The organism is Bacillus sp. CD3-5 (assembly GCF_006349665.1).
Lineage (GTDB): Bacteria > Bacillota > Bacilli > Bacillales > Bacillaceae_G > Bacillus_A > Bacillus_A paranthracis.
On the sequence record NZ_VEPX01000003.1, the window covers coordinates 28219 to 51275 of the forward strand.

20 protein-coding genes and 2 pseudogenes are annotated in these 23057 nt (G+C 36.6%); all 22 read right to left on the reverse strand.

The genetic code is table 11. The features are described from left to right. Window positions 1–22: 22 nt before the first annotated feature. Window positions 23–565, reverse strand: coding sequence for an outer spore coat protein CotE (gene cotE / locus FH036_RS07575; protein ID WP_044791594.1), 543 nt, complete (start codon window positions 563–565; stop codon window positions 23–25). A 125-nt stretch (window positions 566–690) separates the two neighbouring features. Then, entirely contained in the window at window positions 691–1122 is a 432-nt protein-coding gene (locus FH036_RS07580) for a YlbF/YmcA family competence regulator (RefSeq protein ID WP_000870462.1), read from the reverse strand. Between the two features lie 3 nt (window positions 1123–1125). Continuing rightward, complete coding sequence (gene miaB, locus FH036_RS07585; RefSeq protein ID WP_001005403.1) at window positions 1126–2655, reverse strand: tRNA (N6-isopentenyl adenosine(37)-C2)-methylthiotransferase MiaB; 1530 nt, start codon at window positions 2653–2655, stop codon at window positions 1126–1128. Between the two features lie 427 nt (window positions 2656–3082). Continuing rightward, entirely contained in the window at window positions 3083–3949 is an 867-nt protein-coding gene (locus FH036_RS07590) for a 2-oxoacid:ferredoxin oxidoreductase subunit beta (protein ID WP_000190154.1), read from the reverse strand. Continuing rightward, window positions 3936–5693, reverse strand: a complete 1758-nt coding sequence (locus FH036_RS07595; protein ID WP_000625425.1) for a 2-oxoacid:acceptor oxidoreductase subunit alpha — start codon at window positions 5691–5693, stop codon at window positions 3936–3938. The genes FH036_RS07590 and FH036_RS07595 overlap by 14 nt, the downstream gene beginning before the upstream one ends. Window positions 5694–5920: 227 nt before the next feature. Further along, window positions 5921–6844 carry a dipeptidase gene (locus tag FH036_RS07600; RefSeq protein WP_139895604.1) on the reverse strand — a complete coding sequence of 308 codons (924 nt, stop codon included), beginning with the start codon at window positions 6842–6844 and terminating at the stop codon, window positions 5921–5923. 58 nt (window positions 6845–6902) lie between these two features. Continuing rightward, a complete protein-coding gene (gene spoVS, locus FH036_RS07605; RefSeq protein WP_000404341.1) occupies window positions 6903–7163 on the reverse strand; it encodes a stage V sporulation protein SpoVS in 261 nt (86 codons plus the stop codon). Between the two features lie 148 nt (window positions 7164–7311). Continuing rightward, window positions 7312–8106 carry a TIGR00282 family metallophosphoesterase gene (locus tag FH036_RS07610; protein WP_001221095.1) on the reverse strand — a complete coding sequence of 265 codons (795 nt, stop codon included), beginning with the start codon at window positions 8104–8106 and terminating at the stop codon, window positions 7312–7314. Window positions 8107–8270: 164 nt separating this feature from the next. Further along, entirely contained in the window at window positions 8271–9833 is a 1563-nt protein-coding gene (gene rny / locus FH036_RS07615) for a ribonuclease Y (RefSeq protein WP_000099774.1), read from the reverse strand. Between the two features lie 485 nt (window positions 9834–10318). Continuing rightward, window positions 10319–10744: pseudogene (locus FH036_RS07620) on the reverse strand (recombinase RecA family protein); the annotation flags it as partial. 327 nt (window positions 10745–11071) lie between these two features. Continuing rightward, window positions 11072–11680 (reverse strand): annotated as a pseudogene (recA, locus tag FH036_RS07625) (recombinase RecA); the annotation flags it as partial. 143 nt (window positions 11681–11823) lie between these two features. Then, window positions 11824–13062, reverse strand: coding sequence for a competence/damage-inducible protein CinA (cinA, locus tag FH036_RS07630; protein ID WP_000990725.1), 1239 nt, complete (start codon window positions 13060–13062; stop codon window positions 11824–11826). 20 nt (window positions 13063–13082) lie between these two features. Continuing rightward, a complete protein-coding gene (pgsA, locus tag FH036_RS07635; protein ID WP_001052964.1) occupies window positions 13083–13661 on the reverse strand; it encodes a CDP-diacylglycerol--glycerol-3-phosphate 3-phosphatidyltransferase in 579 nt (192 codons plus the stop codon). A gap of 63 nt (window positions 13662–13724) precedes the next feature. Beyond that, window positions 13725–14636, reverse strand: a complete 912-nt coding sequence (locus tag FH036_RS07640; protein WP_044791590.1) for a helix-turn-helix domain-containing protein — start codon at window positions 14634–14636, stop codon at window positions 13725–13727. Between the two features lie 21 nt (window positions 14637–14657). Then, window positions 14658–15443 carry a DUF3388 domain-containing protein gene (locus FH036_RS07645; RefSeq protein WP_000574107.1) on the reverse strand — a complete coding sequence of 262 codons (786 nt, stop codon included), beginning with the start codon at window positions 15441–15443 and terminating at the stop codon, window positions 14658–14660. A gap of 139 nt (window positions 15444–15582) precedes the next feature. Then, window positions 15583–15831, reverse strand: coding sequence for a DUF3243 domain-containing protein (locus FH036_RS07650; protein ID WP_000114454.1), 249 nt, complete (start codon window positions 15829–15831; stop codon window positions 15583–15585). Window positions 15832–15906: 75 nt separating this feature from the next. Continuing rightward, window positions 15907–16620 (reverse strand): elongation factor P 5-aminopentanone reductase, encoded by a 714-nt coding sequence (gene ymfI / locus FH036_RS07655; RefSeq protein ID WP_000759622.1) that lies wholly within the window; start codon window positions 16618–16620, stop codon window positions 15907–15909. A 103-nt stretch (window positions 16621–16723) separates the two neighbouring features. Then, entirely contained in the window at window positions 16724–18010 is a 1287-nt protein-coding gene (gene yfmH, locus FH036_RS07660) for an EF-P 5-aminopentanol modification-associated protein YfmH (RefSeq protein WP_044791589.1), read from the reverse strand. After that, window positions 18011–19285, reverse strand: coding sequence for an EF-P 5-aminopentanol modification-associated protein YfmF (gene yfmF / locus FH036_RS07665; protein WP_044791588.1), 1275 nt, complete (start codon window positions 19283–19285; stop codon window positions 18011–18013). A gap of 198 nt (window positions 19286–19483) precedes the next feature. Further along, complete coding sequence (locus tag FH036_RS07670) at window positions 19484–20443, reverse strand: ABC transporter permease (protein WP_000008842.1); 960 nt, start codon at window positions 20441–20443, stop codon at window positions 19484–19486. Further along, window positions 20444–21502, reverse strand: coding sequence for an ABC transporter permease (locus tag FH036_RS07675; protein ID WP_001074499.1), 1059 nt, complete (start codon window positions 21500–21502; stop codon window positions 20444–20446). Beyond that, entirely contained in the window at window positions 21495–23027 is a 1533-nt protein-coding gene (locus FH036_RS07680; protein ID WP_000456919.1) for an ABC transporter ATP-binding protein, read from the reverse strand. The genes FH036_RS07675 and FH036_RS07680 overlap by 8 nt, the downstream gene beginning before the upstream one ends. Window positions 23028–23057: the final 30 nt, after the last annotated feature.

Sequence of the window (23057 nt, forward strand, 5' to 3'; positions counted from 1 at the left end):
AGAACTTCTCCCTAGCTTTCTATTACTCTTCTTCTGCATCAACGATAAAGTTCGGATCTAACTCTTCAAACTCCTCATCTTCAATTTGGAAAGCATCATCTGATTCTACACAACCTTCAGGGTTTACACTTACACAAATTTTCGTTTCGCCAACTACTTCTGTTACAAATTCACGTTCTACCGTTACAACAATTTTATTACCATTTGGTGATACAAGAGCTTCTAAACAATTTGGTGGCTGAATGACACGAGCAATAATTTCTAAATCATCACCAGAAAAGTTTTTATCACGATATCCAATGCTTACTTCATCTGTGTAGTTTACACGTTCTGTTACAACTTCTGTCTTTGTATTGCCATCGAATGAATACCAAGTGTTCACATCATAGAAACCTTCAATTTCCACATGTTTTCCACTCTTTCTTGCTTCGTACGAGTGGTTAATTACCCAGCACCCTAAAATACTTGTTGGCTCATTATTCGATTCACATGTATGCGTTGACTTTGTATACTTACGTCCTTTTCCAACCACTGCTTTTGTAATAATCTCTCTAAATTCGGACATTCGTAACCCTCCTCAATCACTATTCACTTAATCATATGCGTGACAATAGCGGAATGTGTCATTCTTTTTTTGAGAAGAACTTACGTTTAATCCACTAAAAAAAGAGATGTCAATTCGACATCTCTTTAACAACCACAATTTCCTTTTTTACTTTCTACCGCTGCGCCCGTTTCACCCTTCAATACATCGCCATTAGTTGAAATTAATATTTCATCTGTTACGTTGTTAGAAATCGTACTTGCAACTAGCTGTAATAAGTCATTTACATACGTTTGTGAAGATTTAAATTCTTGTACAACTGGGATGCTATCTAACTTATCTTGCAGGGCATCAATTTCAGCTTCTACTTTTTTCAAAGCTTCCCATTTCCCGTAATGTTGCAAGTTTACTGCTTGTTTTTGCAGTGCTTTAATTTCATCAATTGCGCGCTTCACATTTTCATTTTTATGAATTTGTGCCTCTGCTTTCTTAAAGAAATCAACTTCTTCTGTTTCAGAAATCATTTTTGCTAATTCTTTCGCTTGCTCAACAATTTCATCTTTCGAATATACTTTCATCTATTATTCCACCTCAATCGGCTCTTCAACTAATTCTCCGTTAAGAGACCAAGTTTTTGCATCCGTTACTTTTACTTTCACAAGCTGACCAATTAAAGACTTTGGAGCAACAAAGTTTACAAGTTTATTTGTACGAGTATAACCTGCAAGTACTTCTGGATTATTTTTACTCTCTCCATCAACTAACACTTCTACAATTTGACCTTTATAACGATTATTCTTTTCAATTGCCAATTTATTTACTAATGCATTTAAGCGTTGAAGACGTTCTTTCTTTACTTCCATCGGTACATTGTCTTTCATTTTTGCAGCTGGTGTACCTTCACGCGGAGAATAAATAAAGGTAAAGGCAGTATCAAACCCTACTTCACGATATAACGACATCGTTTCTTCAAATTGCTCATCTGTTTCATTCGGGAAACCGACAATAATATCAGTTGTTAATACCGCGTTTGGAATTGCTTCTTTAATTTTTCTTACAAGCTCTAAATAATGCTCACGTGAATATTTACGCGCCATAATTTTTAACATTTCTGTGCTTCCAGATTGAACTGGTAAGTGAATATGTTCTACTAAGTTGCCACCTTTTCCAAGCACTTCAATTAAGTGATCATCGAAATCGCGTGGATGGCTCGTTGTAAAACGAATACGGGCAATATCAACTTTACGGAGCTCGTCCATTAAATCGCCAAGACCGTATTCTATATCTTCAAAGTCTTTACCATATGCATTTACGTTCTGTCCAAGTAACGTAATTTCTTTATAACCATTCGCAGCTAAATGACGAATCTCTTGGATAATGTCTTCTGGACGTCTGCTTCGCTCTTTTCCGCGTGTATACGGTACGATACAATATGTACAGAACTTATCACAGCCATACATAATATTTACCCAAGCTTTAATATCACCACGACGTACTTTCGGAAGATTTTCAATTACGTCTCCTTCTTTGGACCAAACTTCAACTACCGTCTCCTTCGAGAACATTGCATCTTTTAGAATGTACGGTAATCTATGAATATTATGCGTTCCAAACACCATATCTACATGCTGATTTTTTTGCATAATTTTATTTACAACAGATTCCTCTTGGGACATACAACCACATACACCAATTAAAAGATCAGGATTTCTTCGTTTTAGTGCCTTTAAATGCCCTAGTTCACCGAACACTTTATTTTCAGCATTTTCACGAATAGCACAAGTATTTAATAATACTACATCTGCTTCTTCAGTTGAAAAGGTTGGTTCATATCCAAGTGCAGTGAAAATACCCGCCATTACTTCTGTATCGTGCTCATTCATTTGACAACCATATGTACGAATATAAAACTTTCTTCCTGTACCGAAATTGCGAAACTCTTCAGGTAAGCCAAAATCCCGTTCAATTTTAACTTCTTCTTTCCCTCGCTTTTTCGCGTCTTTTAAGGAAGGTGGTTGGTATACACTTTCAAAGTATTTGCTATAATCTTTCTCTTCTTTTTTCGTAGAGGAATTCACTTGTTGACTTGCTAATCGTTGTTGCTCGTTCATCGGTAATCTCCTTTCACCCTTAACTATACACACTCTATAGTCCATTTTAATGCGCTTAGACCCACCTCAAAAATGGTTAGATAGCTTGAGAGATACTTGTCCTTTGAAACTTGAGTAATCAATCTAATCATCTATAAGAATGAAGTCTTCCCCACACAAATAGACATTCCCTTTTTGTATTTCTTTTGTCCTACTCAAAAGCATATTGCTTTATCCCTATACACATTACCATAGTATGAAGTGTTTCGCCAATTTTTACAAAGAAGAAGGCTTATCCTATTATTACATTTCCTAGTTAATGAACATGCAATTTTCATACAACGATTTATATATTATTTTACCATTCTGAATTTTCCAAGTAAATAAGACTGCTTTATATTTTTACTCATTAAAAAAGGCTGCCAAATGGCAACCTCCTCTTCTTACATTACATAAATTCAGCAACAAGCTCATCAAACATTTTCTGATCCATGTTTAAATCAGATTGCACTAAAGGCTTCTCACTATATCCTTTTACCAGTTCTTGGTATGAAGGCTGCGCTGTATTTTGATAAATTAACCCTGTTACTAATCCGTTGTTTTCCATTAATGTTTGCATAGCCATCATGCGATTAGACGGATCATATCCCTCTACTGTACTTAGTTTTGTTAAATTCTCTTTAAACCAATCGTAAGTATTTACTTTATTGTAAGTAACACATGGGCTGAATACGTTAATTAATGAAAATCCTTTATGGTTAATACCAGCTTCAATAATTTGTGTTAATTCTTTTAAATCACTTGAAAAGCTTTGCGCCACAAATGTTGCACCAGCTGTTAAAGCCATTTCCATAACATTTAGTGACGGTTCAATTGAACCTTGTGGTGTACTTTTCGTTTTAAATCCAGCTTCACTACGTGGTGAAGTTTGCCCTTTTGTTAATCCGTAAATTTGGTTATCCATTACGATGTACGTAATGTCAATGTTACGACGAATAGAATGGATCGTATGTCCCATACCAATCGCAAATCCATCACCGTCACCACCTGATGCGATAACTGTTAAATCACGGTTTGCCATTTTTACACCTTGTGCAATTGGAAGGGCACGACCATGAATACTATGCACACCATATGAATTAATATAACCTGAAATACGACCTGAACAGCCGATACCAGAAATAACAGCAAGTTCATCTGGATTTAAGCCAACGTTAGCTGCCGCACGTTGAATTGCAGCTTGCACCGAGAAGTCTCCGCAACCTGGGCACCAGTTTGGTTTTACACTGTTACGAAAGTCCTTAAATGTTGCCATTTAATACAACCCCTTTTTTGCATTCGTTGTAAATCTCTTTCGGCAAGAATGGGTTCCCATCATATTTTAAAAGACTAGAAATTTTCTCACCGTTACCAAGATTCATTTTCATAATGTTAGCAAGTTGACCTGTTGCATTGTTTTCTACCACTACAACACGCTTCGCATTTTTCACAAGTGGATCGATTTCAGCTGTTGGGAACGGGTGAATTAAACGCACATGAGCATGGTTTACTTTCATACCCTCTTGTTCTAAGCGCTCCATTGCTTCTTCGATCGCACCACGAGTTGAGTTAAATCCAACAAGCAATACGTCTGCTTCTTCATGCTTAACATTTTTATAAACAGGGGTATTAAACTTCAAGTTCTCCATTTTACGGAAACGTTTGTCCATTTGATCTTTACGGTTTAATGCTGATTCAGATGGTTTACCAGTTTCATCATGTTCTACACCTGTAACATGGTGAACACCATTTTTCATACCAGGTAAAACACGTGGTGAAACGCCATCTTCTGTTACTTCATAACGCTTGAAGTATGCTTTATTTTCACGTTCTGGTAATTCCGCTTCTAAATCAAGCTTACCACGACGAATTTCCACTTTATCTAACTTAAGTGGTTCTACTGTCTGTTTCCCTAAAGAAAGCTGTAAATCTGTTAAGAAAATAACAGGTACTTGATATTCTTCAGATAAGTTAAACGCTTCTACAATATCATAGAAAGCTTCTTCCACTGTACTTGGCGCCATTACGATTTTTGGAATTTCACCGTGCGTACCGTAAATCATTGCCATTAAATCAGACTGCTCTTGTTTCGTTGGTAATCCTGTACTTGGACCACCACGTTGTGTATCAACAATTACTAATGGCGTTTCTGTAATACCTGCTAAACCAATCGCTTCCATCATTAAAGATAGACCTGGACCAGCAGATGCAGTTAATGTACGAACACCAGCATAGTTTGCACCGATTGCCATTGTACAAGCTGCAATTTCATCCTCAGTTTGGATTACTGTTCCGCCGACTTTTGGCAATTTTTTAATTAAGTATTCCATAATTTCAGATGCAGGTGTAATTGGATATGCAGACATAAAGCGAGCACCACCAGCTACTGCACCAAATGCGATCGCATCGTTCCCAATCATAAACATGCGCTTCTGACCATCAGCTTTTTCAAGCTGCATCATGTTTACTTTCTCACCTAGTAACTCTTTCATATATTGAGAGCCGCGCTTAATTGCGTCCATGTTCTTTTGAACGACTTGCTCTCCTTTACGACCAAAGATCTCTTCAACAACATCTAAATAAGCTGTTTCATCTAATCCTAATACCGCACTTGATGCTCCAACAGCAACCATGTTTTTCATTAATGATGTGCCTAATTCTGAAGCAATATCTGTAAACGGTATCACATATAGATTTACATCTGTATTGTCAGGTATTGTCGGATTAAATTTCGCATCTGCAACTACAATCCCGCCCGGACGTAGTTCGTGGAAGTTAAAATCAATTGTTTCTTGATCAAAAGCAATTAAAATATCTAAATCATCTGAGATCGCGCGTACTTCTGTTGTACTTACACGAATTTTATTATTTGTATGGCCGCCTTTTATACGTGATGAGAAGTGGCGGTAACCGTATAGGTAATATCCTAATCGGTTTAATGCAATACAGAAGATTTCTCCTGTACTTTCAATTCCTTCACCTTGTTGGCCTCCAACTTTCCATGAAAGTTGACTAATCATCTCCTACACCCCTTTTGGCTGCATTCATTGTAGTGTATTTTTTTACAGTAATAGTTTAGCATTTTTTATGCAAATAAACTACAATGGACGCAAATTATGCCTCTTCTGATTTCCCTGAATCTTTAGTATAAAGCTATTTTGTTTTTCATTCTAGTATTAGGTCTTAAAAAAAGCAATAATATCAAATGAATTAATTCTAATTTTTCTGGATTTTTAAAACAAAAATTTTAAAAGCTTATATGTTCAACAAAATTATCATATAAAAATCGCTCTACAGTAGATGCAGCATAGTGTTTACAAAGCTCGTTAATTACATTTTCATAATCTCGATACGCTGATACATTTACAACTGTTTCTACTATCCCATCAAAATCCGAACCAAACCCTATATTGTTCTCTCCACCTAATGAACAAATATATTCGATATGTCTTACTATATCTGCTACATTCGCTTGTTTTTCATTTGTTAGAAACTGCGGTACAAAAGTGACACCGATCATGCCATTTCGCTTTATAAGAGCTTTAAGTTGTTCATCGTTTAAATTACGTGGGTGCTGGCAAAGTTTCATACAATTTGAGTGGGAAGCAATAGGATTTTTTGCAATTTCTATAACATCCCAAAAACTTCTTTCATTCAAATGAGACACATCAGTCCATACATGTAACGCATTCAGTTCTTGTACAACATGTTTACCAGAAGTCGTTAAACCTGCCCCACGTGTCTCTAGCGCACCATCAGCTAATAGATTGGCATAATTCCATGTTAGTCCAAAAGAACGTACTCCTAGGCGATACAACAACCGTAATTTCATTGCATCTTTTCCAATTGCTTCGCATCCTTCTAGTGTTAATATCGCTCCAATCTCGTCCTGTTTTAACATGTTCATATCATCTTTTGTCTGAATAAACTTAACACCTGGTAGGGATAAAATTTCATTATAAAAAATATCTACCATTTGCAATGCTACTTCAAATCGGTTTTCATATGCCACTGTTTCTGGCACATATATAGCAAAACATTGTATACTTCCTTTTCTGTTCTTTAACTGTTCAAATGTAATATGTAATTGCGAATCATGTTTAAAATCCTTTCTCCCTTGTGCACTCCATAACTGAAGAAGCACATCACAATGAGCATCAAAAATTTTCATTTTCATTCCTCCATTATAAAAACAACCTGTTTGCATACTGCAAACAGGTTGTTTAAACTTAACGAGGTTCTACAATTAATTTTATTGCTGTACGCTCTTCCCCATCAATCATAATATCCGTAAACGCTGGGATACAAATCAGGTCCAAACCACTAGGCGCTACAAATCCTCTTGCAATTGCTACTGCCTTTACCGCTTGGTTCAATGCACCTGCACCAATGGCTTGAATTTCTGCTGTTCCGCGTTCGCGAATAACACCTGCAAGTGCACCAGCTACAGAATTAGGGACCGACGTTGCTTTAACTTTTAATATTTCCATTCCGCGTTTCCTCCTCGTTTCTATAAAAAGTATTAGCAATTATTTCACTTTAACTTATATTCACGAGGAATGACACGTATTCCTGCTAAATTTCTGTAATTTTTCTAAAAAATTAAAAAATAATAACTTATCTAAATTTTAATAGTAATTACTCAAAAAATGGCTGATCATCATTAATTAAAATACGCTCAATTTTCTTAGCTTTTCCCGTATTAGGGTCCACATCAATTAGCACTGCACTTAATTGTGTTCTACCATTTGTCACTTCAAATCGTACTGGTAAGTTTGTTAAAAACTTCTTCAATACTGCTTCTCGGTCCATACCTAAAATTCCATCGTACGGCCCTGTCATACCAACATCTGTGATATATGCCGTTCCGCTTGGTAAAATGCGATTATCTGCTGTAGGAACATGCGTATGTGTACCTACTACCGCTGTAGCACGACCATCTACATACCAACCTAACGCTTGTTTTTCGCTTGTAGTTTCCGCATGGAAATCAACAAAAATAATATTCGTACGTTTTTTCGCAATGTTAATTAATTCATCCACTTTACGGAATGGACAATCAATTGGAGGAAGGAACGTACGTCCTTGTAAGTTAATAACTGCAACTTCTGTTCCATTACAGTTCACAAAAATAAGCCCTTTTCCTGGAGTGCCTTCTGGGAAGTTAGCTGGTCTTGCAAGATATTTTGCATCATCAATAAATTCAAATACTTCACGGTTATCCCAAGCGTGATTTCCAAGTGTAACCGCTTGTGCTCCGCATTCTAAAAAGTTTCGGTATATTTTTTCCGTAATTCCACGTCCACCTGCTGCATTTTCCCCATTAATAATGGTTACTGTAGGTGTATATTTCTTCTTTAATGCCGGTACGTATTGTTGAATCATACCTCTACCAGGAGATCCTACTACATCCCCAACAAATAATATTCTCATATGTCTTACCCTTCCTATGTACTACATTTTTTATTACTATAGCTTCAAGTAATTATCTTACAATATATTTATTATAAGTTTGTTTCACTTGTATGCTAGGTATAACTAATTTCCTTTATTTTAACCAATTCCAACACAAAAAAATAAAGTGGTGTTTCACCACTTTATTTTGCGTATTCCACTGCACGTGTTTCACGAATAACAGTTACTTTAATATGCCCTGGGTAATCCAGTTCATTTTCAATACGTTTTCGAATATCACGAGCTAAACGATGAGCTTCTAAATCATCAATTGTATCTGGTTTTACCAGAATACGAACTTCTCGTCCTGCTTGAATTGCGAAAGATTTTTCTACGCCTTCATAAGACTCTGAAATCTCTTCTAACTTTTCAAGACGACGAATATAGTTCTCAAGTGTTTCACTACGAGCTCCAGGTCTTGCAGCTGATAATGCATCTGCTGCTGCAACTAAAACTGCAATGATAGAAGTTGGTTCTGTGTCTCCGTGGTGAGATGCAATACTGTTTATAACTACAGGATGCTCTTTATATTTCGTTGCGAGTTCAACACCAATTTCAACGTGGCTACCTTCTACTTCATGGTCAATCGCTTTACCGATATCATGTAATAGACCAGCACGTCTTGCTAGTTTTTCATCCTCACCAAGCTCTGCTGCCATAAGTCCAGTTAAATATGCCACTTCCATAGAGTGTTTTAAGACGTTTTGCCCGTAACTTGTACGGTATTTCAAACGACCTAAAATCTTAATTAAATCTGGATGTAATCCGTGAACACCCACTTCAAACGTTGTTTGCTCTCCGACTTCGCGAATATACTCGTCCACTTCACGTCTTGATTTTTCGACCATCTCTTCAATACGCGCTGGGTGAATACGTCCGTCCTGTACTAGTTTATCAAGAGCGATACGAGCTGTTTCACGACGAATTGGGTCGAATCCAGATAGGATAACCGCTTCTGGTGTATCATCGATAATTAGGTCAATACCTGTTAGCGTTTCTAACGTACGAATATTTCGACCTTCACGTCCGATAATACGTCCCTTCATTTCGTCATTTGGAAGATTTACAACCGAAACGGTTGTTTCAGCAACATGATCAGCTGCACATCTCTGCATTGCAAGAGATAAAATCTCTTTTGCTTTCTTATCTGCTTCTTCTTTCGCACGAACTTCACTTTCTTTTACCATTACGGCAATTTCATGAGAAACTTCACTTTCTACTTTACCAAGAATAATTGCTTTCGCTTGTTCGCGTGTCAGATTGGAAATGCGCTCTAATTCTGTTTGTTGCTTTTGAACTAACTCTCCCACTTTGCTTTCCAACTCTTCAATCTGTTGTTGTCTCGCTACAAGAGAATCCTCTTTCTTTTCTAACTGTTGCTCGCGTTTATCGAGCGTTTCGTCTTTACGATCAAGGTTCTCTTCTTTTTGCATTAAACGATTTTCTTGTTTTTGTAATTCGCTTCTACGGTCACGAATTTCTAATTCAGCTTCTGTACGAAGTGTATGAATTTCATCCTTTGCTTCTAAAAGCGCTTCTTTCTTAAGTGCTTCAGCCTCACGATTCGCTTCGTCTAGAATACGTTTCGCTTCATTGGCTGCACCATTAATCTTCGCTTCAGCAATAGACTTTCGAACAAAAAAGCCAACAACTGCACCGACTGTTGCAAGCAAAATGGAGATGAGTATCCAAACTGTACTACTCATGATTTCACCTCCCCTTGCTATGAATGAAAAAAGACTGTCGGCATGTACATTGAATACCAACATACAGCAAAGACCGTCGTCCCGCTTTTTTAAGGGACTTTCTTCATTTCACAATTAAAATGTCATATTATTATTTCGGCAAGATTTAAGTCTTACTCCGAATATTACTTCTCTTCTTGAGAAGAGTGTTTCGTATATAAGAAAAAATATACATTCTCATTGTATCTATCGCAATTTTCATTGTCAAGCGTTGTCTACTTTTACTTTCTTTACCTTCAGCTCTAATTTATATAGGAATTTAAAAAGCAGAGAGCATATTATCCTGGAAAACCTTAGTAAATCCCAGTTTATTCATGTAAAACACGCATATATCCCTCTGTACACATAATGTTTTAGATGGATTAAATATTTTATCTCCAACGATATACAACGCTTTCATAATGATACAAAAATAAAAGACACGAAGCCGTGTCTTTTATCCCACTTTAATCAAGAAGACTTGGATCTTCCATATCTTCAGCACCTGAATCTTCGCTAATTCCGTGATGCTCACGAATAAAGAAGGCAATTTCTTCTCTTAAATCCGTATTTTCTTTTAAGAACTGCTTCGAATTTTCACGACCTTGTCCTAAGCGTTCTTCATTATAAGAGTACCAAGCACCGCTCTTTTGAACGATATCAAGTTCAGAAGCCATATCTAAGATTTCACCTTCTCTTGAAATACCTTCTCCGTACATAATATCAACTTCCGCAACACGGAATGGTGGTGCCACTTTATTTTTAACTACTTTTACTTTTGTTTTATTACCAACAATGTCGTTACCTTGTTTTAATTGCTCCGCACGACGCACTTCAAGACGAACAGTTGAATAGAACTTCAATGCACGACCACCTGGAGTTGTTTCTGGCACTATCTATCTATAGATTTTCCATCTCTATAGTCCGGACTATCTCTTCATCTCTTTACAGAGAGCCTTGCACTTCCAGCAGTAGCCTATCATCTGCCGTACCCTACTCAGTTAACTAAAAGTTCTTTTCGGTAGTCTCTACACCTTCCCCATATCACTATGGAGCTTGGCACGGTATTACCCTAAATAATGGTGGGCTTCACCGTTAGCAACTATATGGATAGTTACACCCTTAGGCAATAAGGTTCACAAGGTTTTTAACATGCTATCACTAGCAAGGGAAACCCATGGTAAACTCCTTAATCTTTACGATTAAGCAACTTGTAGTTGATTTCCGAACATAACCCCAACTTTTTCACGAATTTGGTTAATAAAGATTGCGATTGTTTTTGATTTATTGATTGCACCTGAAAGTTTACGAAGTGCTTGAGACATTAGACGAGCTTGTAAACCTACGTGTGAGTCACCCATATCTCCTTCAATCTCAGCTTTTGGTACAAGAGCTGCTACAGAGTCAATTACGATAATATCAACCGCACCACTTCGTACAAGTGCTTCTGCGATTTCTAAACCTTGCTCCCCTGTATCAGGTTGTGATAATAGTAATTCATCGATGTTAACACCTAGTTTTTGTGCATATACAGGATCCATTGCATGCTCAGCATCGATGAACGCTGCTTGTCCACCTTGGCGCTGTACTTCTGCAATTGCGTGTAATGAAACTGTTGTTTTACCTGAACTTTCAGGTCCGTAAATTTCGATAATACGGCCGCGTGGGTATCCGCCTACCCCTAATGCCACATCAAGTGCTAAAGAACCACTAGAAACCGTAGAAACTTTACGCTCTGCTTGTTCTCCTAATTTCATAATTGAACCTTTACCGAATTGCTTCTCTATTTGTTTTAACGCCATATCTAACGCTGCTTGACGATCACTCATTCAAAATTCCTCCTTAACTGAATTGCTAATCTTATTATACCTATTTTCAATTCAATTTGCCAACAAAAATCGAACATTTATTCGATTTTTTTATTTTCCATTAAATAGAACTGCATTTAACCATTAAAAAAGCTAGAAGAAACTTATATTTCTTCTAGCTTTTTATATAAATGATAAAATCCATATTTCGCTGAGCGTTCTCTAATTTGTTGGCGACTTCCACTTAAATTAAGAGGAAAGACTACAGTTGGTTCATCTTTAATCGCCAATCCAACAAATACTGTTCCCGGTTCTTTATGTTCTGAAGCATCCGGTCCTGCTACCCCAGTGAAACTAATCCCGATATCCGCTTCTAATAATTCTTTAACATTTTCAGCAAGATAACGAGCACATTCTTTACTAACTGCACCGTCAGTAAACAACACTTCCTCAGGTACATGTAAAACATGCTGCTTTACGTCATTATGATAACAAATGACACCGCCTTTAAATACGGAAGACACACCAGCACTTTCTGTTACTTGATTACCGAAGAGACCACCTGTTAAACTTTCCGCACACGCTAAAGTCAATCCTTTTTTCTTCAATAACTCTATCGCCTTATAATGCAGAAACTCTTGGTCATACCCGTAGAAAAATTCTCCTACTCTTTCTAAAATCAAATCTTCCACATGCTGAATGAGTTTCTCCGCTTCATGAGCATTTTGATGTTTAGCAGTTAAACGTAATGTCACTTCTCCATCATTCGCAAGCGGGGCAATGGTCGGATTCGTTTGTCCATCAATTAAATCTTGAACTTTCACCTCTAATTGAGATTCCCCAATTCCGAAAAAGCGAAGCACGCGAGAATAAATGTTTTCTCCTGTTGTAAAGTTACGTAAAAAAGGCTCCACATAACTTACATACATTGGTTTCATTTCTTTCGGTGGTCCTGGTAATAAAATATAAACTTTTCCGTTCTTATTTAATCCCATACCAGGTGCCATACCGTGATCATTTGCAAACACATTTGCTCCATTCAAAACGAGTGCCTGCTTTTTATTATTTTCAGTGAACTCACGACCTGTACGCTTAAAATAATTGCTTATTAATGCTAATGCATTTTCGTCATATACAAGCTCTTCCCCTAAGCTAGACGCAATTGTTTCCTTCGTTAAATCATCTTTTGTCGGTCCTAATCCACCTGTGAAAATGAGCATATCCGCACGTTCCTCTGCAACTTCAATCGCCTGCTGCAGTCGCTTGTTATTATCACCAACTACAGTATGGTAGTACACGTTAATTCCAATTGAAGCTAACTTTTCAGACAAAAACTGGGCGTTCGTATTTGCAATTTGTCCAAGTAATAATTCTGTTCCAACCGCAATGATTTCAGCGTTCATCCCAATTCCCCCATAAACTTCTATTTTGAGTTTACAAAAGCAGCTCTATTTTTCCAGAAATAATCCCATCCTGAAATAACAGTAAAAATTAATGCAATCCATATAAAGATATCAGCAACTGGAATATGGATTAAATTTAAAGGTACATCGTGTAATAAGTATGCCGCAATCGCGATGATTTGTGTCCATGTCTTAATTTTCCCTAGTTGATTTGCCGCAACTACTTCCCCTGTTCCAGCAAGTACAAGACGTAAACCAGTTACCGCAAACTCACGGCTTATAATGACAATAACGATCCAAGCAGGTACGTATTGCATCTCAACTAACGTGATAAGTGCTGCTGAAACAAGTAATTTATCAGCTAACGGGTCAAGGAACTTTCCTAAATTCGTTACAAGATTATACTTTCTTGCGTAATGTCCATCAATCCAATCTGTAGCCGAAGCAACAATAAAGATAATCGCTCCTACTAAATGTTGAATTGGTAAATCAACATCACCAATTGTGTATGAACCCCAATCAAAGGGTGCTAACATAATTACCATAAAAATTGGAATTAAGCATATTCTAGATATCGTAATTTTATTTGGTAAATTCACAGCTATTCCTCCATCATATCAAAAACATTTGTTCATTGAAAAAAGTCATCGAAGCGATGACTGTTATTGTGCAGGTTGCTCTATCCCTAGATTTTTAATCAAGAATTTTTGATGATAATTCTCTTCTGGATTCAACGGGAATGTAACCACTTGGCCATTTAATTTAAATTCAACATTCGGTGCACTTCCTATATTAAGGTTTACCACTTTCGCTGTTGATAAATCATATTTTTGAGTTTGACCTTCCTCTATTGTTCCACTAAAGATATCATTTCCTGCCTCATTTTTAATACCTACATAACTTGCACCTTTTGTTGTAATTTCTAATTCTAACGTTTTATTGTTATGAATTTCCAAAGTGGACTCCTTACCAGTTGTCCCAACTACTTTGATTTCTTGTTGTCCAGTTGGCTGTGCTGGTTGTTCCTCTTTCTTCGGTTCTTCTTTCTTTGGTTCCTCTTTCTTTGGCTCTTCCGCTTTCACTTCATCTTTTTTCGTATCTAACGGAGAGTTTTCCGCTTTTTTAACTTCAATTTTCTCGCTTTGAGCATTCGGAACTTTCTCATCATCTTTTCCAGTCAACGCTTGGAAAACAAACCAAATTACTACTCCAATTGCAATAACTAACAGCGCAACTAAGATTTTTGGCATATGATCTGCAATTGGCCATGATGAAGACTTTTGCATTGTTTCTTGTGTTTTTTGTCCAGTTGATACTTGTGGAACGTCACGTTTTTCAGATTGCGGTATCGTACTCTGATATTCCACAAGCAGTTCTTCTCCATTTAATCCAACCGCATCTGCGTATTGTTTAATGAATGCACGCGCATAAAAAGCTCCTGGCAATACATCATAATTGCCTTCCTCAATCGCTACTAAATGGCGTTTTTGAATTTTTGTAATCTCATGCAGCTGATCAATAGACAAGCCTTTCGTTCCTCTTGCTTCTTTCAGCTTTTGTCCTAATTCTGTCACTACTAACACCTCAATATTTCTTTAAAAGTCAAACATAGAGAAATTATTTTGCGTACCTTGCTCAATTTCATCTACTAAATTATATTGAATTTCTTCATCATAATCGTTACGCAACTCGATAATATAATCAAAATCATCCAATGTGTATTCTGACTGACTCACAAATACGTCAGGATGTTCCACAACTTTCGTTGCAGGCAATCTCATAATTTCACGAACAAGCTGCCAATGCCTTTCGTTAGCACGCTTTGTTGACACGATTCCATCTAAGATGAAAATATTGTCGTCGCTATACTCATCTTCAATCAATTGACTACGAACAGTTTGCTTAATAAGAGTAGACGATACAAATAACCATCTTTTATTTGCACAAACACTTGCGGCAACAATGGATTCTGTTTTTCCAACACGAGGCATTCCTCGTATACCAATTAGCTTATGGCCTTCTTTTTTCATTATTTCAGCCATAAAGTCTACAAGTAACCCTAATTCATCACGCACAAACCGAAATGTCTTCTTATCATCTGCATCTCGTTGTATGTACCTACCATGTCTAACCGCTAGCTTATCTCTTAGCTTTGGCGGACGATATTTCGTTACCGTTATGTTATCCATCGTATTTAAAATTGATTCTAGTCTAGAGATTTGCTCTTGATTATCACACATAAGGAGTAATCCACGCCTTGCATTATCTACACCATTAATTGTGACAATATTAATGCCGAGCATACCGATTAACGAAGAAACGTCACCAAGCAAGCCAGGTCGGTTTTTATGTATTTCATATTCAAAATACCATTCAATCATCCAAGATCACTCCCCTTGCTTACTTTACACCTACGTACTATATTATATGATTTCACCTTAATAGGGAAGCTAAATGTATAATCTATCCCTTTCAATTATTATACAAAAAAAATAGAGAGGAGAATCCCCTCTCTATTTTTTACTTATGTTGTACAAACTTTACCATTAAGTTTGCGATTGTATGCTGCTCTTGTTCGTCAGCAACTTTCCAAAGCTCAGCTAATAATTTCTCTTGATCGTTGCGTGCTTCTACTTCATTCGCTAAATAGTCACCAACACGAAATGCCATATCTGATACAGCACCACCATCAAGACCTTTTCCTTGCGCTTGCTCTAAACGTTCTCCTAAAAAGCTCTTCCATTGATCAAAATTATCTAAAACTGACATGTGTAAGCACCTCACTACTTAGTAATAGAATCATGCTTAATTTGTACAGTTTTTCATTTTTTATGTAAGAAATTTTTAGCAATGCCAACCGCCGTTCACTCCGATAATTTGTCCCGTTATATAAGATGCACCTGGAGATACAAGAAATGACACTGTTTTCGCTACTTCTTCCGGTAATCCTAATCGTCCTAACGGAATCTCTTCCGCAATTTCATTCTTATCCTCTTCTGAAAATACGTTTAACATTTCCGTTTCAATTGCACCTGGCGCCACCGCGTTCACTCTTATTCCACTTAATGAAACCTCTTTTGCTAAAGCTTTCACATATGAATTTTGCGCACCTTTTACCATCGAGTAAAGCACTTCACATGACGCGCCAATTTGTCCCCATATAGACGAAACAAGTACAATATTACCGCTTCTCCGTTGAATCATAGATGGCAATGCCATTGATAATAATTTATAGATACTCTTCACTTGAAGTTCTACCATATCATTCAATTCATCGTTCGTTACATCTGTTACGAGTCCAAAAATACTCTTCCCAGCTGCATATACGATAACATCAAGAGGATGTTCAATTTGTTTCCACAATTGCTCTGCTCCATCAGTAGAAGCTAAATTCGCTTGAACAGGAATTACTTCACCCCATTCTTTCTGCAACTCATTCACTTTCTCTTCACTGTTATTATAATGAACATATACTGTATATCCATCTTGAATTAATTGTTTCGAAATAGCAGAGCCAATCCCTCCGCTCCCTCCAGTTACTAATGCATACTTTTTCATACAATTCCTCTCTTATCTCAACAAAATCTTTTCCCTACAAATAAATAATACCCTCATCTTACAATTTATCAATGATAAGATGAGGGTATTATTATGAAACCTTTTATTTTTTCGGTAAAACTTGACAAACACTCATTTTCTCTTCTGATGACAGTAATTGAGCTACTTCTTGTAAATCTTGAACAGTTAAACTTTCTAATACAGTCAATGCATCAAACAGACTCGATTCATTAAACGCATATCGTGTAAATTGATTTGCAATATATTCCGGTGAATTCAAGGAACGTAAAAAGCCACCTATTTTCTTTTTCTTTACTCGTTCTAATGCCACCTCATCTAATTGATTATAATTTGTATTTAATAAAATACCTTTCAAACGCTCTTCCAGCTCATCAGGTTGCTTCGTATCGCCGCCAACCATTGCAAAACCGAAGTTATTCTCTTCTGTATAATCATACGAGAACGAATCATCAATGAGCCCTTCATTATATAAAGATTCGTAATGAACGGAGCTTTTCCCAAATAAATAATCTAAAAGTAACGTAAGCGCAATTTCTTGTTTTAAAAGGGCTTCCCCTTTTTCTTTTAAGTTTGTCGCTTTAATACCAACTAAACATTTCGGAGTTTGTACAGGCATTGAAATAATTTTCTTCTTTTCATTTACCTCATCTGGTTCTTCTTCGAATGAACGTACTATTTCTGGTTGGTTTTTATAATCTTTTTTCGCTTGATTTTCACGTATCAAATCCATCGTTTTCTCTGGATCAATTGCACCTACAACAAACATCAACATATTGCTTGGATGATAAAACGTTTCATAACATTCATATAGTAGGTCTTTCGTAATTTTACTAATAGACTCGATCGTCCCTGCAATATCAATTTTAATCGGGTGCTTTACAAATAAACTATCTATTAATCCAAAGTATAAGCGCCAATCTGGATTATCTTGATACATTTGAATTTCTTGCCCGATAATACCCTTCTCTTTTTCAACTGTTTTTTCAGAAAAGTAAGGCTCTTGTACGAAGTTTAACAATGTATTTAAATTTTGTTCTACATTTGATGTACACGAAAAAAGATAAGCTGTTCTTGTGAAAGACGTGAAAGCATTCGCGGATGCCCCTTGTTTACTAAACAATTGGAAAGCGTCATGATCTTCTTTTTCAAATAATTTATGCTCAAGAAAATGAGCAATCCCATCAGGTACACGAATCATTTCTTCTTTACCTAGTGGTACGAATGTATTATCCACAGAACCATATTTTGTCGTAAACGTTGCAAATGTTTTATTAAATCCTTGCTTCGGTAAAATATATACATCTAATCCATTAGGAAGTTTTTCATAATAGAGTGTCTCTTTTAATTGCTCATAAACAATTTTCTCCATTTATTCTCCCTCCGTTCCGTGTAAAAAGTAAATTGTATCTAGTTCAATATTTTTAGCAACTTTTACGATCTCTTCTTTCGTCACACTTTCAATGCCTGTAAGCCATTCTTCAACCGGACGCGTACGATCTGAAATAATACCATGATACAGCATTTCCACAAATCCGCGCGGTGTATCAATTGCTTCTAATATTTGATTTTGAATGACACTTTTCGTTTGATGCATCTCTTCTTCAGAAAAATCACCATTTTGCATTGCAAGCATTTGCTCTTTAATAATCTCAACAGCTTTTTCATAATTTTTCGCTTCAATTCCTGACATAACAAACAATAAGCCTTTATGACTTTCAAAGCGGGATGCTGCATAGTACGCTAAACTATTTTTTTCACGAACATTAACGAATAACTTCGAATGAGAAAATCCTCCAAACAATCCATTGAACAATTGCAGCGCAAAATAATCTTCGTCTTTATACGTAATAAACGTACGATATCCGATGTGTAATTTACTTTGTTTTAATTCTTGTTTTTCCACAACTTCTTTTTCTTCATTATTTCTCTTATGAAGAAGTACATTTCTTTCCCTCACAGGACGCGCTGAAATAGAAAAATACTTACTTACAAGATCAACTGCATTTTCTGAAATATCACCGATAATGTATAGATCCATTTCATCTTCAGCTAACACTTTTTGATAATATTGATACAAACTTTCATTTGTAATAGAAGAAACACTCTCTTTTTTCCCATTTGCGCTTAAACGATACGGTTCTACTTTGCACATTTCTTCAATTAAACGCTCGTTTGCATAACGCATTTTATCATCATACGTCGCTTCAATTCGTTGTAAGAGCGCTCTCTTTTCACTTTCTACAATAGAAGGCAGAAAACCATTCCCCTCTGTTGCTGGATGTAAAACGATATCTGATAACATAGAAAGCGCTTTTTCAAATAACGGCGGTGCATCATGTAAATATACTTCATTTGCAATGTCTACATAAATAGAGATGATATGGTCTTCTCCTTTTTTACTTACATCTACTGCCAAAGAAGATCCGTATAATTCTTCTAAATATTGACGAAGACGAATTACAGAAGGAAGCTTTTCTGTCGCACTTTGCAATACGTATGGCAATAGGGCACGCTCTGTCACCGTCTCCTCATTTAAAGGTGCTTTCAAACGAAATACAAATGTATTTGTTTTATATTTATCAGTTGGAATAATATGTACTCGTAAACCACCTAGCTCATATAACTGTTGTTCCATCAGTTTCATTTATAGCCCTCCTTTACGTATATAGGAATATTCCTCTTCAATATACAGTTTTTAGAAATAAAAAATCAACTTTTCTTCCTCACTATACTTACATTAGGCCCTTCTAAAAACTGTAATATGTAAGGAACATAGTAAAATTCCGTATTAAATATAGTCTATGTAAAAAAGCCCGCACTAATGTGCGAGCTTTTTTTATACTTATCGTTTTCCTTTTTCATAAGGAGTTCCTAATGCTTTCGGAGCTTCAGAACGACCTACAAAACCAACAAGTGCTAATATTGTGAATACATACGGCAATATCGTTAAGAATACACTTGGAATTTCTTTTAGTACCGGAATTGTACCGCCTGTTATTCCTAATGATTGAGCAAATCCGAAGAACAGAGCCGCTCCAAGAGCACCGAGTGGATTCCATTTACCGAAAATCATTGCTGCTAACGCCAAGAAACCTTGTCCAGTAATTGTAGCACCTGAGAAGTTACCAGAAATCGACATAGCGAAGACCGCTCCACCAACTCCTGCAAACATTCCAGATATAGCAACTGCAATATAACGCATTTTATATACGTTAATCCCCATCGTATCCGCTGCCATTGGATGCTCACCAACCGCACGAAGACGAAGACCGAACGGCGTTTTATAAATGATATACCAAACGACAAACGCTAAAATAATAGCAATATATGATGTTAACGGTACATTAGAGAAAAAGATTTTTCCGATTACCGGAATATCCGAAAGACCCGGAACATCGATTTTTTCAATGCGGTATTGAATGAAATCAGTTTGTCCTTTGCCAAAGATTTTCTTAATCGCAAATACTGTTAAACCAAGTGCTAAGAAGTTAATTGCTACTCCGCTCACTACTTGATCTGCACGGAATGTAATGGATGCTACTGCGTGAAGAAGTGCAAACAATCCACTACCAATTGCTGCAAATAATAATGCAATCCAAGGAGTCATCGATCCCCACGTATCACCCATTAATAACGTTGTAACAATACCAATAAATGCACCAAATAACATTAAACCTTCTAACGCTATATTTACAACTCCAGAACGTTCACTGAACACTCCACCTAACGCCGTAAAAATAAGTGGCGCTGCCGTATATAACGTACCCGTCACAAGAATGGCTAAAATATCTAAAAAGCTCATTTATTTCCCCTCCTTGCTCATGCGTGTAAGTGCCCAGCGTAAAACATAACTGCACGCTACAAAGAAAATAATACATGCAATAATAACGTTAATTAACTCCGAAGGTACATCTGCTTCGAAATTCATTTGTGGTGCTGCACTTTTCAAACCACCAAACAGTAAAGCCGCTAATAGTATACCAAATGGATTATTTCCGCCTAAAAGTGCTACCGCAATCCCATCAAATCCAATACCAGTAAACGAAGACATTGCTGTCATACTTTGGAATGTCCCTAATCCTTCCATAGCTCCACCAATTCCTGCAAAAGCACCAGCAATTGTCATTGATAATACAACATTACGCGATACTTTCATTCCTGCGTATTGAGAGGCATTTTGGTTAAAACCAACCGATTTTAATTCATACCCTAACGTTGTTCTATCTAATAAGAACCACATTACAATCGCAATGATAATAGCCACAACAATTCCCCAGTGTAAACGAGATCCATCTGTCAATGAAGATAACCAATCAGAAGCTAACGAAGCACTTGCTTGTACGTCATAAGATTTTTCATTACCTTCGTGGATAAAACGTTTAATAAGATCATACGTAACATAAAGTGCAATGTAGTTCATCATAATTGTAACAATTACTTCATTTACTTTAAGTTTCCCTTTTAAATATCCAGGTATAAAACCCCATAAACCGCCGACAATTGCCGCCACTAAAATAGATAACGGAATATGCAAAATTGCTGGTAACGACACTGCATATCCAAACCAAACAGCAGCGAGCCACCCAACTAATAACTGTCCTTCCACCCCAATATTGAAAAGACCTGTACGAAATGCAAATGCTACTGAAAGACCAGCTAATACAAGCGGAATCATCGTACGCAACGTCTCACCGATAGCTTGTGGATTGCCAACCATCCCTTCCCAAAGCGCGGCATATCCAACAATTGGATCATATCCACTAACTAACATTACAATGGCACCAACAAGTAAACCGAAAACTACGGATAACACAGGTACTAAAATATTAATTGTTCGTTCTGTTAAAAATTTTTTAGCCATTTGTGTTCACCTTCTCTTTCCCTGTCCCGCCGGCCATTAATAATCCAAGCTGTTGTTCATTTGTTTCTTTCGCATCGACAATCGCTACAATTTTCCCTTCATATATAACAGCCACTCGATCGCTTACATTTAAAATTTCATCCAGTTCTAAAGATAAAAGCAATACTGCCTTACCATTATCTCTCTGCTCAATTAATTTTTTATGAATAAATTCAATCGCACCTACATCTAAACCACGTGTCGGCTGTGCTGCAATTAATAAATCTGGATTACGATCTACCTCACGTGCAATAATTGCCTTTTGTTGGTTTCCACCAGATAGAGCACGAGCTAACGTTTGTTCACTAGGTGTACGTACATCAAACTGTTCAATAAGTGCTTTCGCTTTTTCTGTAATTTTACTAAAATTTAAAATCCCTTTCTTTGAAAATGGATTTTTATAGTATGTTTGTAAAACAATATTGTCCCGAACAGAAAAATCGAGAACAAGTCCGTGTTTATGACGGTCTTCAGGAATATGACCAATCCCCTCTTCTGTTATTCTTCGAACAGGCCAATTCGTTATTTCTTTTCCTTTAATTGCAATAGAACCTGACTCAACTTTTCGTAAACCAGTAATCGCCTCTATTAATTCACTTTGACCATTTCCATCAATCCCTGCAATCCCAACGATTTCTCCTGCACGAACAGTTAAGTCAAGGCCTTTTACAGCAGGTAACTTGCGCGTATCATGAACAATTAGGTTTGCAATAGATAGTACTTCTTCCATTGGTTTAGCTTCTATTTTTTCTGTTTTAAAATTCACTTGACGTCCGACCATTAACTCTGCAAGTTTATGCTCATCCGTTTCCGCTACATCAACAGTACCAATCCCCTTACCTTTACGAATAATTGTACAACGATCGCAAACTTCCATAATTTCTTTTAACTTATGTGTAATAAGGATGATAGATTTCCCCTCTTGCACAAGCTTTTTCATAATTTGAATCAACTCATGAATTTCTTGAGGAGTTAACACCGCGGTTGGCTCATCAAATATTAAAATCTCAGCACCACGATAAAGAGTCTTTAATATTTCAACCCTTTGCTGCATCCCAACAGAAATATCTTCAATTTTCGCATGTGGATCAACAGCCAAACCATACTGTTCAGATAATTGCTTAATTTCTTTTGCCGCTTCTTCAACAGCAATTTTCCCGTTTTTCTTCGGCTCATTTCCAAGAATAATATTCTCTGTAACTGTAAAATTATGAACAAGCATAAAATGCTGATGGACCATCCCAATACCAAGGTCATTTGCTATATTCGGATTTGTAATTTTCACAGGTTTTCCTTTAATTTTAATTTCACCTTGTTCTGGTTGGTACAAACCAAATAGTACATTCATCAATGTGGATTTCCCTGCACCATTTTCTCCAAGTAAAGCATGTATTTCTCCCTGTTTTACTTGCAGCGTAATATCATCATTCGCTACAATGCCTGGGAATACTTTTGTAATATTGTTCATCTCAATTACGTATTCCATTTTGTTCCTCCTTTTAGCAGGGAACACTCC